At 72.8% G+C, this 14,626-nt stretch carries 15 protein-coding genes; 2 read left to right on the forward strand and 13 right to left on the reverse strand.

The features are described 5' to 3' along the window. Positions 1-60: 60 nt before the first annotated feature. A complete protein-coding gene (locus ACIRFH_RS02875) occupies positions 61-948 on the forward strand; it encodes a hypothetical protein (protein WP_403516789.1) in 888 nt (295 codons plus the stop codon). Between the two features lie 13 nt (positions 949-961). Here the strand turns inward: ACIRFH_RS02875 and ACIRFH_RS02880 are convergent, their stop codons facing one another. The 4 genes from ACIRFH_RS02880 to ACIRFH_RS02895 are packed head-to-tail and all read right to left on the reverse strand — an operon-like array spanning position 962 to position 6,175. Continuing rightward, a complete protein-coding gene (locus ACIRFH_RS02880; RefSeq protein WP_403516790.1) occupies positions 962-1,822 on the reverse strand; it encodes a hypothetical protein in 861 nt (286 codons plus the stop codon). 20 nt (positions 1,823-1,842) lie between these two features. After that, positions 1,843-2,325, reverse strand: a complete 483-nt coding sequence (locus tag ACIRFH_RS02885; protein WP_403516791.1) for a poly-gamma-glutamate biosynthesis protein PgsC/CapC — start codon at positions 2,323-2,325, stop codon at positions 1,843-1,845. Beyond that, the gene (gene pgsB / locus ACIRFH_RS02890) at positions 2,322-3,845 is read right to left on the reverse strand and encodes a poly-gamma-glutamate synthase PgsB (RefSeq protein ID WP_403516792.1); all 1,524 of its coding nucleotides are present in this window, start codon (positions 3,843-3,845) and stop codon (positions 2,322-2,324) included. The genes ACIRFH_RS02885 and pgsB overlap by 4 nt, the downstream gene beginning before the upstream one ends. Positions 3,846-3,850: 5 nt before the next feature. After that, complete coding sequence (locus ACIRFH_RS02895; RefSeq protein ID WP_403516954.1) at positions 3,851-6,175, reverse strand: HAMP domain-containing protein; 2,325 nt, start codon at positions 6,173-6,175, stop codon at positions 3,851-3,853. Between the two features lie 496 nt (positions 6,176-6,671). On the opposite strand from ACIRFH_RS02895, the gene ACIRFH_RS02900 reads away from it, so the two are divergent. Continuing rightward, positions 6,672-7,664 (forward strand): hypothetical protein, encoded by a 993-nt coding sequence (locus tag ACIRFH_RS02900; protein ID WP_403516793.1) that lies wholly within the window; start codon positions 6,672-6,674, stop codon positions 7,662-7,664. Between the two features lie 22 nt (positions 7,665-7,686). Here ACIRFH_RS02900 and truA read toward each other — a convergent pair whose 3' ends face one another. The 9 genes from truA to map form a co-directional block, all read right to left on the reverse strand. Beyond that, complete coding sequence (gene truA, locus ACIRFH_RS02905) at positions 7,687-8,541, reverse strand: tRNA pseudouridine(38-40) synthase TruA (protein WP_403516794.1); 855 nt, start codon at positions 8,539-8,541, stop codon at positions 7,687-7,689. A 71-nt stretch (positions 8,542-8,612) separates the two neighbouring features. Next, the gene (locus ACIRFH_RS02910; protein WP_403516795.1) at positions 8,613-10,022 is read right to left on the reverse strand and encodes a hypothetical protein; all 1,410 of its coding nucleotides are present in this window, start codon (positions 10,020-10,022) and stop codon (positions 8,613-8,615) included. Positions 10,023-10,160: 138 nt separating this feature from the next. Next, positions 10,161-10,655, reverse strand: coding sequence for a 50S ribosomal protein L17 (gene rplQ, locus ACIRFH_RS02915; RefSeq protein WP_077796747.1), 495 nt, complete (start codon positions 10,653-10,655; stop codon positions 10,161-10,163). A gap of 193 nt (positions 10,656-10,848) precedes the next feature. Then, on the reverse strand, positions 10,849-11,871 hold the full coding sequence (locus tag ACIRFH_RS02920) for a DNA-directed RNA polymerase subunit alpha (RefSeq protein ID WP_003966937.1): 1,023 nt from the start codon (positions 11,869-11,871) through the stop codon (positions 10,849-10,851). A gap of 217 nt (positions 11,872-12,088) precedes the next feature. Further along, positions 12,089-12,493 carry a 30S ribosomal protein S11 gene (rpsK, locus tag ACIRFH_RS02925; protein WP_003956432.1) on the reverse strand — a complete coding sequence of 135 codons (405 nt, stop codon included), beginning with the start codon at positions 12,491-12,493 and terminating at the stop codon, positions 12,089-12,091. 66 nt (positions 12,494-12,559) lie between these two features. Then, positions 12,560-12,940, reverse strand: a complete 381-nt coding sequence (rpsM, locus tag ACIRFH_RS02930; RefSeq protein ID WP_004984507.1) for a 30S ribosomal protein S13 — start codon at positions 12,938-12,940, stop codon at positions 12,560-12,562. Between the two features lie 188 nt (positions 12,941-13,128). Then, positions 13,129-13,242, reverse strand: a complete 114-nt coding sequence (rpmJ, locus tag ACIRFH_RS02935) for a 50S ribosomal protein L36 (protein ID WP_003974245.1) — start codon at positions 13,240-13,242, stop codon at positions 13,129-13,131. Between the two features lie 67 nt (positions 13,243-13,309). Continuing rightward, a complete protein-coding gene (gene infA / locus ACIRFH_RS02940; RefSeq protein WP_003948620.1) occupies positions 13,310-13,531 on the reverse strand; it encodes a translation initiation factor IF-1 in 222 nt (73 codons plus the stop codon). A 149-nt stretch (positions 13,532-13,680) separates the two neighbouring features. Continuing rightward, complete coding sequence (gene map, locus ACIRFH_RS02945; RefSeq protein ID WP_403516796.1) at positions 13,681-14,517, reverse strand: type I methionyl aminopeptidase; 837 nt, start codon at positions 14,515-14,517, stop codon at positions 13,681-13,683. Positions 14,518-14,626 lie beyond the last annotated feature (109 nt).

Here is a 14,626-nt window from a genome sequence, read left to right on the forward strand (position 1 = left end):
GCGCTGCGGCCCCTCCGCAGGCGCACCAGCGCGCCTCTCGGCCCGTCTAAGATGCCGCCCATGAGCTTTGGGCAGGGGGGACCTCAGTCGCAGTGGGATCCCTGGAAACCGCAATCGCAGCAGCAGCCCTGGAACAGCGGCGGCGGCGATTCCCCGGACTGGGCCGCCCTCGCCGAGGCCTCCGAAGCCCGTAACAAGCGGCGCCGGCTCCTGCTCATCGGCGGCGGTGCGCTGGCCACCGTGGCGATCGCGAGCGCCGTCGCCGTGGCCGTGGTCTCGGCGAACGGCTCGGACGAGGCGTCGGACACCCCCTCCTCCCAGCTGCCGGCGACCGCGGACATCCCCAGCCGGTCCGCCGCGGCCCCGTCGTTCGCCCCGACCAGTGCCCCGCCGCCGCTGGACCCGAAGGACTTCGTCTCCAGCAGCAAGAAGGACAAGGCCCCGCTCGGCCCGGACACCCTCTTCCCCGGCACGCAGCTGACCATGGGTGAGACCGTCTACAAGAAGGGGCCGACGGCCGACACCCGCACCTGCGCCTCCGCCGCCCAGAACACCCTGCCGGGCGTCCTCACCGCCAACGGCTGCACCCGGCTGCTCCGCGTCACCTACACCAAGGGCGACATCGCCGTGACGGTCGGCGTGGCCGTCTTCGACACCGAGGCGCAGGCGCTGAAGGCCAAGGGCCAGACGGACAAGAAGAGCATCGTGCGCTCGCTGTCCGGCGGCGGCGTGAAGCCGTTCTGCACCGGCGCGGTCTGCCGCTCCACCACCAACTCCTACGGCCGCTACGCCTACTTCACGATCGCCGGCTTCACGGACGGCAAGAACGTGACGCCGAAGACCACGGACGTGTTCCGCACCGGCGACGACCTCGGCGAGTTCACCTTCCGGCAGATCCGCCGGCGCGGCGAGGCCCAGGCGTCGGCGGCGGCGACGGCCGAGGGCTGACCGCCGCCTCCCGTCACAGCCGCTTGGCGCTGCGCAGCGCCCTGGCGTAGTGGCCGTCGCCGTCCAGCCGGAAGACGCCGCCCGGGCCGCCGACGGCCGGGCCGTCGAGCCCCTCCCGGCCGGAGACGAAGAGCAGATGGCCCTCGGCGTCGTAGCCGAGCACCATGCCCATGTGGTCCAGCCGCCCCTCGCTGCGCGGGTCGAGCTCGAAGAAGACGCGGTCGCCGGGCTGGAGCCGGTCGATGGCGGACGGCCGGTGGTCCGGCGAGACCCCGGTCAGCGGGAGGACGTCGACGCCCTCCTCGGAGCGGGCCACGGCGTCGGCGGTGCGCGGCAGGCCGCCACCGGCCCGGACGACGCCCCGCCCGTCCTTCTCCCGCGGGGCACCCGCCGCGTACCGGAAGACGGCGGCGAACAGGTCGTCCTCCTCGCTGTCCTTGTACCGGGCGTACCACTGCGTGAACCACTTCTCCTTCTCGGCGCCCTTCCTCCAGGGCTCGGGCATGAGCCGGACCCAGTCCGTGGTGGAGACCCCGGAGGAGGCCGGCGCGGGCTCCTCGAAGGTGCGTGCCGGCCCGGTCAGGGTGGCGGTGCGCGCCCCGTCGGTGAGCACGGCCCTGACCCTGCCGTCCGCGTCGCGCAGCACGGAGCGCGCGGGGTTCTCCAGCCGGAACCAGCTCTCCCCGCCCTCGTCCCCCGGGGCTCCGCCGATGCCGCGGGTCCCGTCCAGGACGCCGGCGTCCACGACCTCGGTGACGCCCGTCCCCTCCCGCTCGCGCAGCTCCAGGGTCAGGTGGCCGGAGACCGCGACGAGCACGAGCACCACGAGGCCCGAGACGACCGGACGCGGCTTCTTCCTGGCCTTCGCTGCCATGGTTCGCTCCTCCTCGGTTCTCAGACGGCGGGCATGACGCCGAGCAGCAGGCCGGCGGTGACGACGACGTAGGCCAGGAGCGAGACGGTGCCCGTGGCCAGCAGGGTGGCGCCCTTCGGCTGGCGCACCATCTGGTACGCGACCAGGCCGGGCACGATGAATCCGAGGGTCTCGTTGCCGTACATCAGCGGGAACCCGATCGACAGCGCGATCGTGACCGTGGCCTGGAGCAGCACGCCCAGCAGCACGACCGCGGCGAACAGCCGCTTGCCGTAGAGGATCACCAGCCGCTGCATGACCCTGGTGCCCGCGTAGGTCAGCGCGGTGACGCCCACCATCATGGCCGCGCGCTGGAGGTCCTCGACGAGGGTCAGCGCGATCCAGCCCGGCGTGATCATGCCGCCGGGGGACAGATTGGTGGTGAGGTAGCACAGCAGGGAGAAGAACAGGCCTACGGCGATGCCGAGGGCGGCCATCTCGGGGGTGAGTGCGGCGGTGGTCAACGGGGGCTCCGGGCTGGGGGACGAGGGGTCCCGTCGTAGGGGTCGTCGTGCGCTTCGTCGTGGGGCGGCCGGGGCCGCGGGGCGGGGGCGTACCGCTCGTGCCGCTGCTGCTCGTGCTCGCCGCGCCGCTGCTCGTGCTCGCCGCGCCGCTGCCCGCGCGGTCCCGTCTGCTGGGCCGGAATGCGGACCACCGGGGGGACCGCCGGGGTCTCCCGGGGCCGCGCGGCCCGGTGGTGCTCCTCGTGCGCCGTCGGGCGCGAGCCGGACGGGACCGGCCGCGGCTCCCGGGCCGGTGCCTCTGCGGCCGGGCCGGGCACGGCGGGGCCGGGGCCGGGGCCGTCGTCGGCCGGAAGTCCGGCCAGGTACTCCAGGAGTTCCTCGCCCTGGCCGTGGATGTTGCCGACGGCGACCAGGGAGGAGCCGTCGGACATGCGGTCGAGCAGGGCCGGCACGAACTCGTCGGCGGGCCGCCGCTCACCGCCGAGATCGACCGCCCGGTCCCGCCACCCGGGCGGGACGGCGTCGAGGGCGCTCTTGGCCGGGTGGCCGATGACGAAGACATTGTCCGGCTCCAGGCCGGGGACGATCCCGCCCATCTGGGCGTTGCGCTCGACGCGGTCCGGACGGCAGTTGATCACGACGTTGAGCGGACGGCGGACGGCGCCGAGGTCGAGCAGCTGGTCGATGTTCATCAGCGTCGACTCGGGGTCGTTGGCCGCGAAGACGTTGGCGAAGGCGATCCGCTTGCCCCCGGGGGCCACGTAGCGTTCCACGGAGAGCACGCCCGGATCCGGCGGGGCGTCGTACATGCCCTGGAGGGCGACCTGCCGCTCCACCCCCAGCAGTTCGGCGACGGCCAGGGCGATCGCGACGTTCTCCTTGAAGGTGAACCAGCCGAAGCCGCGCAGCTCCTCGTCGGTGACCGTGTCCGGGTCGGCGTAGACCAGCCGGCAGCCACGGGCGTCCGCCTCCTCCTGGAGGATGGGGAAGCGCTCCTTCTCGGCGGTGACGCAGATACCGTTCTCCGGCATCGAGCGGCACAGCGAGCGGGCCACGTCGTCCAGGGTGGGGCCCATCTCGGCGAGGTGGTCCTCGCGGACGTTGCACAGCACGCCGATCGTGGAGCGGATCAGCTTGCTCTGATTGACCTCCTGGAGGGCCGGCATGACGGCCATGCACTCGATGACCAGGGCGTCGGGGCGGTAGGCGGCGGCCCGGCGGACGATGCCGATCTGCTCGACGACGTTGGCGATGCCGAACTTGCGGTAGACCGGCTCCTCGGTGGCGTCGGGGTGGATGAAGCGTGCGGCCGTGCCGGTCGTCTTGGCCACGGTGACCAGGTCACCGCCGCGCAGCGCGCCCGCGCACAGCCGGGTGATGGAGGACTTGCCGCGGATGCCGTTGACCAGCACGCGGGCGGGGATGGAGTGCAGGGCCGCATAGTGGCGGCGCTGCTCCACGATGCCCGCGACGAGCAGGAAGAGGCTGCCGGTCAGCAGGACGACGTACAGGTAGAGCACGGGGGTCACCTTCCTCCGGCGCCGGGCCGGGGCTCGGCGGGGCGGGGCTCGGCGGAGCGGGGTTCGCCGGGCCTGGGCTCGGCGGGCCTGGGCCCGGCGGGCTCCGGCTCGGCGGGCCGGCGGGCCTGGTCGTGCCGGCGGGCCCGCAGCTGCCGGCGGAGCACTTCGAGGCTGCGGACGACGGCCCCGACCTCGTCCTGGTAGCGGGGGTGGTGCACGGTCCCGAGGTCTCCGTCGGCGAGCCTCTCGGCGCTGGTGGCCAGGGCCCTCAGCGGCCGGGCGACGACGAGGTGCACCCAGCCCAGGCAGACGACGGCCGCGGCGAGGCCGAGCATCCCGACGAGGACGCTGCGGTCCTCGCGCTCGTAGGCGGCGATCGCGAACCGGCCGGCGTCCTGACTGCTGACCACGGTCCAGCCGATGCCGGACGTGACGCCGCCGCCGGAGAAGGGGGCCGCGGCGGCCACGGTGACGTCACCGCCGTCCCGGAGGAGCAGGCCGTTCGCGGCGCGGGCGGCGCCGGCCCGCACGTCGCCCGCGCGGACCAGGTCCCTCAGGGCGTCGTCGGGCAGCTCCTCGAAGGCCAGGAAACCGTCGTCGGCCGCGACGGTCCGCGCGTCGGCGTCCACCACCCGGACCTCGCCGAGGCCGGGCCGGTCCAGCAGCGAGTTGAGGAACTCCACCCGTACCTCGCCGACCAGGGTGGTGCCCTCGTGCCCCGGCACGGGGGCGCCGGCCTGGATCACCGGCTTCCCGTCGTCCTCGCCCGAGACGCGGACCGGCGGCAGCCCCTCGTCGTCGCTCCAGTCGTGCGGGTCTCCCCCGGCGCGGGCGACGACCCCGCCGCCGGCGTCCACGACGTACAGCGCCCGGTAGCGGGGGTGCGCCTCCAGGGCGTCCGTCAGCAGGGTCCCGGCGGAGCCGGGGTCGCCGGCGTCGATCGTCCGGGAGACCGAGACGAGGTCCGTCCGGGCCTCGTCGAGGGCCCGCCGGACGCGGTCGGCGATCGCACCGGTGCGGTCGCGCTGGTCGTCGACGAGGACGGCGGGCACGTCGACCGAGCCGTCGGTGCGGTTCAGCAGCAGACCGACGGGCGCGCACCACAGCAGCAGCAGAACGGCGGCCACCGCCAGCGGCACCCGTACGCCGAGGCGGACCCTGCCGCGTCCGGCGCCCGGCGCCTCGCCGCCACCGGCCCCGGTGAGCCGACCCCGCAGGCGTTCCAGAGCGGCGCCGATCCGGGCGGCCTCGCCCCAGCGGGGCACCGCGACGGGCCGGGACAGATCACCGCGGGCGAGCCGACGGGACTCCAGGAACAGCCGCAGCAGGGGGCGCTGTACGCCCGCCCACAGCACGGCCGCGGCGGCCAGTCCGAGCACGACCAGCGCCCCGGCCGCGAGCAGCCCGTACGGTTCCCGGTCCGTGTCGGCGCCGCCCTGCTGCCGGTCCACGGGCAGCACGGCCACCACCGTGAGGCCGAGACCGGCGGCGGCGCTCGCCTTCCCCTCCGGGTCGGAGGAGGCGAGGGAGGCGTATCCGGCGGTGGCGATCCGGCCGTCGTGGTCGTCTCCCAGCAGGGTGCCGCTGACGCCGGGGTAACCGCGGGAGCCGGGCTCCCGGGCGCTGACCGGGTGCTCCCCGGTCCGTTCGGCGGCCCGCTCGGAGAGCCGCGACAGCTGTTCCCGCAGGAAGGTGCGCTCCGCGCGTTCCCGGTCGGCGCCGGCGGCCCCGGCCTGCTCCGGGCCCTCGGCCGCGAGGACCTCGCCGTCCCGGGTGACGACCGCCATGCCGCGCACCGGCCCCAGGTCGACGGCGGGTACGGACAGGCCGCTGGACGCGATCAGCAACCGCTGCGGCCCGCCCTTCCCGTCGAGGACGGTCATCGTCATCAGCCGGACGTCGCCCGTCTCCAGCCGCACCATGCGCGGGGTGAGGGCGTGCTCCCCGGTGAGGACGTCCTCGTCGAGCCAGCCGAGAGGAATCGTTTCGCCACGAGCGGCGAACACCTCGCCGCTCTCCGGGTCGACCACGGTGGTACCGGTCCACTTCTGGTAGGTCCGGCCCAGGTCGGACAGGACCCGTTCCGGCTCCCCGCCCCCTCGGGCGTTCCACGCGGCGGCGGTGCGCCGCAGGTCCGTGACCCGTTCGTCGATCGAGGCGCGCAGCGCGACGGCACCGTCCTCCGCGAAGTGCCGCTGCGAGGCCAGCACCGCCTCGGACACCACGGCGCCGTCACTGGGACCGAGCACCTTCGCCGTGAGCCCGGCCAGGGCGACGACCAGCAGACACAGCACCGCGATCGGGGGTCGGACACCGCCCAGGAGAGGCATGTCCGCCCGCCTGCGGCGGCGCGGCCGGGTCTTCCGCCCGAAGGACGCGTCACGACGCGACGTCACCGGGCTTCTTCCCCGGTCGCCGCGGGGTGCCCGGCACACGCCGGCCGCACCGCCGCCGCGGTCGTGCGACGCCGCCACGTGAACACGGGGTGAACGCCGTCGGGGCGCGGCCTCGCCGCGGAACGGGCGGTGGCCCCGCCCGCTCCTCCCGGGCCGGCGGCCTCGGGCCGCCGCCGCCGAGCCGTTCCCCCCGGGGCTCCCCCTCCCGCACCGGGAACTCCGGTGCGCTCCCGCCGCCCCCGGAAGATCCCCCCGGACTTCCCGAGTACGTCACCCGCGGCGGCTACGGTGCACGGGCGACCGGCCGGTTCCACCTGCGGCTCCTCGGACCCGGAGGCGCACGCGGCGGCCACCGGGTCGCCGGCGGCCAGGACCGGCACAGCACGTCCCACACGGAGAGGCTTGCGTAATGTCACCGAAGCACGTTCACATGAGCCTCGGAACTCGCTCTGACTTTGTCATTACCAGTCAGTTACTTGCGCGCGTCTTCAGCCTGATCGGTGTCCTCCTGGTGGTGTCCGGGTGCCAGGCGTCCTCCGGGACGTCCTCCGGGGCATCCCCCGGAACGTCCACCCACGCGTCCCCGCACGCCTCGCGGCCGAAGGCCCGTGAAGCGGCCGACCTGCGCGGCCGCGTCCTGTCGTACACGGAAGACCTGGCCCCCGACGGCCCCTACTCGCCGCCCGACGACGACCAGCGCGCCCGGCTGGCCGAGGGGATCGGGAGCCTGCTGGAGGGGGACGCGCGCGAGGCCGGGCGGCTGCTCGCCCCGCTCGGTCTCGGCGTCACCCGGCTCACCGACACCGGGTCCGGCCGCCGTTACGACGAGGTCGCGGCCACCGGCCCCGGCGAGAGCGCCCGGTGGGGCCGGCTGTACCTGGACGCGGACTCCCCCCTCCGCTGGAGCGCGCAGGTGCCGCACCCGGTGTCCGACCGGGACACCGAGGAGCTGGGCGTACGCCTGCTGGAGAGGACGCCGGGCGGCGCGCTGGTCCTGGCCGGCGCCCACCGCCGGGCCGGGCACGGGGACGCCGACGTCGCCCACCGCGAGGACAGCGCCTTCCACGGCATCGTCCTGGAGCTGCAGAAGCGCGGCGTGCCCGGCATCCAGCTGCACGGGTTCGCCGAGTCCACCACGGACCGCTACGACGCCGTCCTGTCCACCGGCACCGCCGGGAGCACCCCCGGGGAGGTGTCCGCTCTGGCCGACCGGATGGAGTCGAGAGGGCTGCGGATCTGCCGCGGCTGGACGGCGCACTGCCCGCTGGAGGGCACGACGAACGTCCAGGGCCGGGCGGCCGGGCGCCGGCACGCGACCTTCGTCCACCTGGAGCTGGCGCCCGGCGCCCGGGGCGACGGCCCCGACACCGACGCGGCCGCGGACGCCGTGGCCGGCCTGCTCAGCGCCTGGGCGAGCGACTGAGCGGGCGCCCGCGGACGCCCGCTCAGCAGCAGCCGGCCCCCGGCAGGGACCGCCGGTTGCGGGCCTCCTTGTTCCGCGCCGCCAGCAGCTCGTCCGCCGGGTAGCCGACCTCCTCCAGGGTCAGCCCGTGCGGCCGGACGACGTGCACGGCGGAGTCCCGGACACCGGCGGCGAGCACCTTGGCGGGCCAGTCGGGCGGGCGGTGCCCGTCGCCGACGAACAGCAGCGCCCCGATCAGGGAGCGGACCATGTTGTGGCAGAAGGCGTCGGCCCGCACGGTGGCGGTGATGATCCCGTCGTCGCCGCGCACCAGGCTCAGTTCCTGCAGCGTCCGGATGGTGGTGGCCCCCTCGCGCTTCTTGCAGTAGGCGGCGAAGTCGTGCTCCCCGAGCAGCCCCCGGGCGGCCTCGTTCATGGCGTCCACGTCGAGGGGCCAGTCGTGCCACAGGACGTGTCCGCGCAGCAGCGGGTCGACGCCGCCGGGGTTGTCGGTGACCCGGTAGGCGTAGCGCCGCCAGACCGCCGAGAACCGGGCGTCGAAGCCGCTGGGCGCCTCTCTGAGGGCCCACACCCGCACGTCCCTGGGCAGCCGCCCGGCGAGCCGCTTGAGCAGCTTCCCGTGGTGCTCGGCCCAGACCTCGCGTGGCAGGTCGACGTGGGCGACCTGGCCCCGGGCGTGCACCCCGGCGTCGGTCCGCCCCGCCACGGTCAGCTCGTACGTCTCACGGGACCGCGTGACCGTCCGCAGCGCGTCCTCGATCTCCCCCTGCACGGTCCGCCGCCCGCCGGCCTGTTTGGCCCAGCCGGAGAACCCGGTGCCGTCGTAGGAAAGATCAAGGCGCACCCGTACGTGCCCGGGCTCTACTTCCTCACTCACCCCTGAATCCTCTCAGGAACGGCGAACGGGCCCGCCCCGGAGGACGGACCCGCTGCCGGACCGGCCGCCGGTCAGCCCCGGCCGGTGGGGTTCAGCACGATCTGTCCGGAGTCGTTCGCCGGGTCGCCCTCGTTCGGCATCGTGTACGCGAAGAACGCCCGGCCGGTGGCGTTCTTGATCACCTCGTCGACGCGGAGGCCGAAGGTGAAGGTACGGGAGTCGTCCTCCAGGACCGGCGTGGAGACGAAGCAGGCGTAGTCGCCCTCGGCGCCCTCCCAGGCCCGTTGGCAGTTCTCGGGGACGGTGGTGGCCGTGGTGCCCGGCGGCAGGTCGACCTGGAAGGAGATCGGCTCGCCGCCGGAGCGCAGCAGGGCCAGCCAGGCGGGGCCGTGGTTGGCGAAGCCGACGTCCACCGACACGGTGCTGCCCTTGCGGGCCCGCAGCCGCTCACCGGTCAGATCGAGGTCGAAGGTGTTCCTGGTCGGCAGGTCCAGCTCCGCCCAGCGCGTGTAGCCGGCCGGGTCCGCCTCCGGCAGGCGGACCAGCTCCAGCGCCGGGCCGTCCCCGGCCTGGTGGTCGCCCCGGGCCAGCAGCTCCCGGGCCTGTGCGGCGGGCACCGCGCTGAAGGAGTAGGACAGCGCGTCCTGCAGCGCGAAGCCGGCCGTCCGGACCGGGAAGGGCGTGCTCAGCCCGTAGGCCGCGTCCCCGGCGAACCCGCCGTCGAAGACGCACAGTGCCTCGGAACGCCCGAGCAGGTCGTCGGGGTCGCGCGGGTCGTACCAGCAGTTGCCGAAGGTCTGGGGGAAGGACAGGCCCCGGGTGCCGGAGACGCGCAGCAGGACGCCCTCGCCGCCCAGCCCGCCGACGTTGCGGAAGCCCAGCGGCGCCCGGAAGGTGTCGCCGGCCCGGAGGTCCTCGGGCTCGGTCAGCTGCTTCATCCGCAGCTCGGGGCCGCCGACCAGCACGTCCACCGAGTGCCCGGTGAAGGCCAGGCCCTCGCCCTGGGCCGTGATCTCGATGCTGCCGGCGTCGCCCGCGGCGCTCTCGTCGGTCACGTCGAGGCGGATGCCGCCGAGGCGGTTGTAGTCCTGGCCGGCGTAGATCTCGTAGCCGTTGCAGGTGGCGACGAGCCCGTCGACGGCGCACCCCTGCCCGCCGCCGAGGCCGGAGAAGTCCACGGCGGCGACCCCGGCCAGGGAGCGGGCGTCCACGGTGACCGTGTATGCGCCGGTGCGGATCGGGTGGATGACCCCGTCCTGGTCCGGTACCGGCTCGCCGGGCGCCCGCAGCCCCAGCTCGATCTGCGGTTCGGCCGGCTCGCCGGACTCCGGGTGCAGGGAGAGGTTCACGCTGTCGGGACCGGTGACGGCGACCGGCAGCGGCTGTTCCTCGGCGTGGGCGGGACTGGCGAGCGCCGTGGCGGCCAGGGCGGCCAGCGCGAAGGCGGCGGTACGACGCCGCACGGCGGCGGGAGAAGGCATGAAACCCCCGTGACTCAGGGACCGGACGCACCGGGATTCGGTGACGCATACATGACCCCTGACCTGCCGGGAAGGTTGCCCCGTCATGCGGACGGGCCCGCCCCCCGAAGGGGACGGGCCCGTCACGAGCCGGAAGCCTCAGGCCTCCTTGGACTCCTCGGCCGGGGCCTCGGCGGCCTCGGTCTTGGTCTCCTCGGCAGCCGGAGCGGCCTCGGCGTCCTTGGCGGCACGCTTCGTCGCGGCCTCGGCCTCACCGGTCGCCTGCTGCGCCACGGTCAGCGCCTCGACCAGCTCGATGACGGCCATGGGCGCGTTGTCGCCACGGCGGTTGCCGATCTTGGTGATCCGGGTGTAACCACCGGGACGGTTCTCGTACCGGGGGCCGATCTCGGTGAAGAGCGTGTGGACGACGCTCTTGTCCGTGATGACCTGGAGCACCTGACGGCGGTTGTGAAGGTCGCCCTTCTTCGCCTTGGTGACCAGACGCTCGGCGTACGGACGCAGCTTGCGCGCCTTCGCCTCGGTCGTGGTGATGCGGCCGTGCTCGAACAGCGACTTCGCGAGGTTCGCGAGGAGCAGCTTCTCGTGCGCGGCGCTGCCGCCCAGACGGGCACCCTTGGTGGGCTTCGGCATGGTGTCTCTCCTAGGTGTCTGCCCCGGCCGTATCAGGTACCGGAGTCAGTATCCGAGCAGGCGGTCGCCTGTCGGAGATCCGGGGCGCCTTTCCAGGCGCCCCGGAGGGTCCGCGCCCCGTAAGGGGCGCGGGGAACTGCGCGACCGGCCACGACGGACCGGCAGCCGCAGTACGGCCCTCCTCGCGGAGCGCTCAGTACTGCTCGGTCTCGACGAAGCCCGCGTCCGCGTCGTCGTCGGCGCCGAAGGCGTCCGCGGCGGCGGTCGGGTCGAATCCGGGCGGGCTGTCCTTGAGCGCGAGGCCCATGCCGGCCAGCTTCGCCTTGACCTCGTCGATCGACTTCGCACCGAAGTTGCGGATGTCGAGCAGGTCGGCCTCGGAACGCGCCACGAGCTCGCCCACGGAGTGGATGCCCTCACGCTTGAGGCAGTTGTACGACCGGACGGTGAGCTCGAGCTCCTCGATCGGGAGCGCGAGGTCGGCCGCCAGCGCGGCGTCCGTCGGGGACGGACCCATGTCGATGCCCTCGGCGTCGATGTTCAGCTCGCGGGCGAGACCGAACAGCTCGACCAGGGTCTTGCCGGCGGAGGCCATGGCGTCGCGCGGACGCATCGCCTGCTTGGTCTCGACGTCGACGATCAGCTTGTCGAAGTCGGTGCGCTGCTCGACACGCGTGGCCTCGACCTTGTACGTGACCTTGAGGACGGGCGAGTAGATCGAGTCGACCGGGATACGGCCGATCTCCTGGCCCACCTGCTTGTTCTGCACGGCGGAGACGTAGCCGCGACCGCGCTCGACGGTCAGCTCCATCTCCAGCTTGCCCTTGCCGTTGAGCGTGGCGAGGACGAGGTCGGGGTTGTGCACCTCGACACCGGCCGGGGGCGCGATGTCGGCGGCGGTGACCAGACCCGGGCCCTGCTTGCGCAGGTACATCACGACCGGCTCGTCGTGCTCCGAGGAGACGACCAGCTGCTTGATGTTGAGGATCAGGTCGGTGACGTCCTCCTTGACGCCCGGCACGGTGGTGAACTCGTGCAGGACACCGTCGATGCGGATGCTGGTCACAGCAGCGCCGGGGATCGACGAGAGGAGGGTACGGCGGAGGGAGTTGCCGAGGGTGTAGCCGAAGCCCGGCTCCAGCGGCTCGATGACGAACCGGGAGCGGAACTCGTCGACGACCTCTTCGGTCAACGAGGGACGCTGAGCGATCAGCATGGAGTGAATCCTTCAGTCAGGGGCGCCCGCTATTTGACGCCCGACTCTGTACTGCAAGGGTACGGGCGGCACGACCCGAAAGAGCCGTACCGCCCGGAAATCCCTGGCGAAGCGAGGTCGGACACGACGACGCTTCGGCGGACGGCAGCCGTACTGCGACCTGTGGGAGGCGCCCCCCACAGCCCCAGCCGGAGGCCGGTCCGCCGCGTGCCGAGCGTCAGACGCGACGACGCTTCGGCGGACGGCAGCCGTTGTGCGGGGTGGGCGTGACGTCCTGGATGGAACCGACCTCGAGGCCGGTCGCCTGCAGGGAGCGGATGGCGGTCTCACGACCGGAACCCGGGCCCTTGACGAACACGTCGACCTTGCGCATGCCGTGCTCCTGAGCGCGGCGGGCGGCCGACTCGGCGGCCATCTGCGCGGCGAACGGCGTGGACTTCCGGGAGCCCTTGAAGCCGACGTGGCCGGCGGAGGCCCAGGAGATCACGTTGCCGGACGGGTCCGTGATCGAAACGATGGTGTTGTTGAACGTGCTCTTGATGTGCGCGTGGCCGTGAGCGACGTTCTTCTTTTCCTTGCGGCGCACCTTCTTGGCAGCGCCCTGACGTCCCTTGGGGGGCATGTCGTTCTCCTACGGGAGGTGGTCGGTCCTACAGCGAAGACCGCTGGACGGCGAGTCCGCTGCGGACTACTTCTTGCCCGGCTTCTTCTTACCGGCGATGGCGCGACGCGGGCCCTTGCGGGTGCGGGCGTTGGTGCTGGTGCGCTGACCGCGGACGGGCAGGCCGCGGCGGTGACGCAGACCCTGGTACGTACCGATCTCGACCTTGCGGCGGATGTCGGCCTGGATCTCGCGACGGAGGTCACCCTCGGTCTTGATGTTGTTGTCGACGTACTCGCGGATCGCGACGAGCTGCTCCTCGGAGAGGTCGCGAACGCGGGTGTTCGGGTCGACGCCGGTGGCGGCCAGCGTCTGCTGCGAAAGGGTCCGGCCGATGCCGAACACGTAGGTGAGGGCGATCTCCACGCGCTTTTCGCGCGGGATGTCAACACCGGAAACGCGTGCCATTCAATGGCTCCAGTTGATTGTCGGAGGTCTTCCACAGAACCGGTCCCCGGCCGCCGTATCAGGTACGAACCGGGTCCCCGGCCTCCGAACCGGGGGTGTCGGGCACCTGGGTGCCCGGGTCCTGCGTATGAACATGTTCAGCTCGCGTCGCGCGAAGTCATGCGAATCGCGGAGGGAACGGTCGTGCGTCAGCCCTGGCGCTGCTTGTGGCGCGGGTTGTCGCAGATGACCATGACCCGACCGTGACGGCGGATCACCCTGCACTTGTCGCAGATCTTCTTGACGCTCGGCTTGACCTTCATGGGGTGAGGTTCTCCGGGTCAGTTGCCGGCGGGCCCGCGGCACGGCGCCGCGGGACGTGGGCAAGATCTACTTGTACCGGTAGACGATCCGGCCACGCGTCAGGTCGTACGGAGACAACTCCACCACGACCCGGTCGTCAGGGAGGATGCGGATGTAGTGCATACGCATCTTGCCGCTGATGTGTGCCAGGACCTGGTGGCCGTTCTGGAGCTCGACCTTGAACATGGCGTTCGGAAGAGACTCGACGACAGTGCCCTCGATCTCGATGGCACCTTGCTTCTTGGCCACGCTTCGCCCTTCGAATCGACTACCTTGATCGACTCCGCTGCGCCCTGCGAGCTGATGCAGGCATACGGGTGCACTGGAGCCGACGAGTCAGTCTACGTCAGCATCCCCGGAAAGGCGAAACGAGGAAGTCTGCCCCACGGGTGAGATCGTTACGCCAGCGGGTCCGGTGCCGCCGTGACGCCCAGCTCGGCCAGCTTGGCCCTGCCTCCGTCGGGGGCCGTCAGGACCAGGGGGCCCTGCTCCGTCAGCGCCACGGAGTGCTCCCAGTGCGACGACCACGTGCCGTCCGTCGTGATGACCGTCCACTCGTCCTGGAGGACCTTGGTCTTCGGGGTGCCGAGGGACACCATCGGCTCGATGGCCAGGCAGAAGCCGGGCACCAGCTTCGGACCCTTGCCGCGGCGCCGGTCGACGTAGTTCAGCAGGTGCGGGTCCATGTGCATCTCGGTGCCGATGCCGTGGCCGCCGTAGTCCTCGATGATCCCGTACTTGCCGCCGCCGGGCTTGGGCTGGCGGCGGATGTACGTCTCGACGGCCCGCGAGATGTCGACGAGCCGGTTGCCCTGCTTCATCGCCGCGATGCCGGCCCACATCGACTCCTCGGTCACCCGGGAGAGCTCGACCAGTTCCGGGGCGTGACCGGAGCCGACGAAGGCCGTGTAGGCGGCGTCGCCGTGCCAGCCGTCGATGATCGCGCCGCAGTCGATGGAGATGATGTCCCCGTCCTTGAGGACCACGTCGTCGGACGGGATGCCGTGGACGACGACCTCGTTCACGGACGTGCAGATCGTCGCCGGGAACCCGCCGTAGCCGAGGAAGTTCGGCTTGGCGTCGTGCTCCGCGAGCACCTTGCGGGCGACCTGGTCCAGGTCCTTGGTCGTGGCGCCGGGCACGGCGGCCTCCCGCGTGGCCGCGTGGATGGCGGCGACGACCAACCCCGCCTCGCGCATCTTGGCGATCTGCTCGGGGCTCTTGATCTGCACCATGGGGACTGCGGCCTTTCTGGACCGGAAGAACAACAACGGACGCCATCAACGATACGGGGCCGGTCACCGGCGCAGGCCGCGGCAGTCACCGCAACCGCGGGCAGTCGTG

The sequence above is a fragment of the Streptomyces sp. NPDC093586 genome, from assembly GCF_044764905.1.
GTDB lineage: Bacteria > Actinomycetota > Actinomycetes > Streptomycetales > Streptomycetaceae > Streptomyces.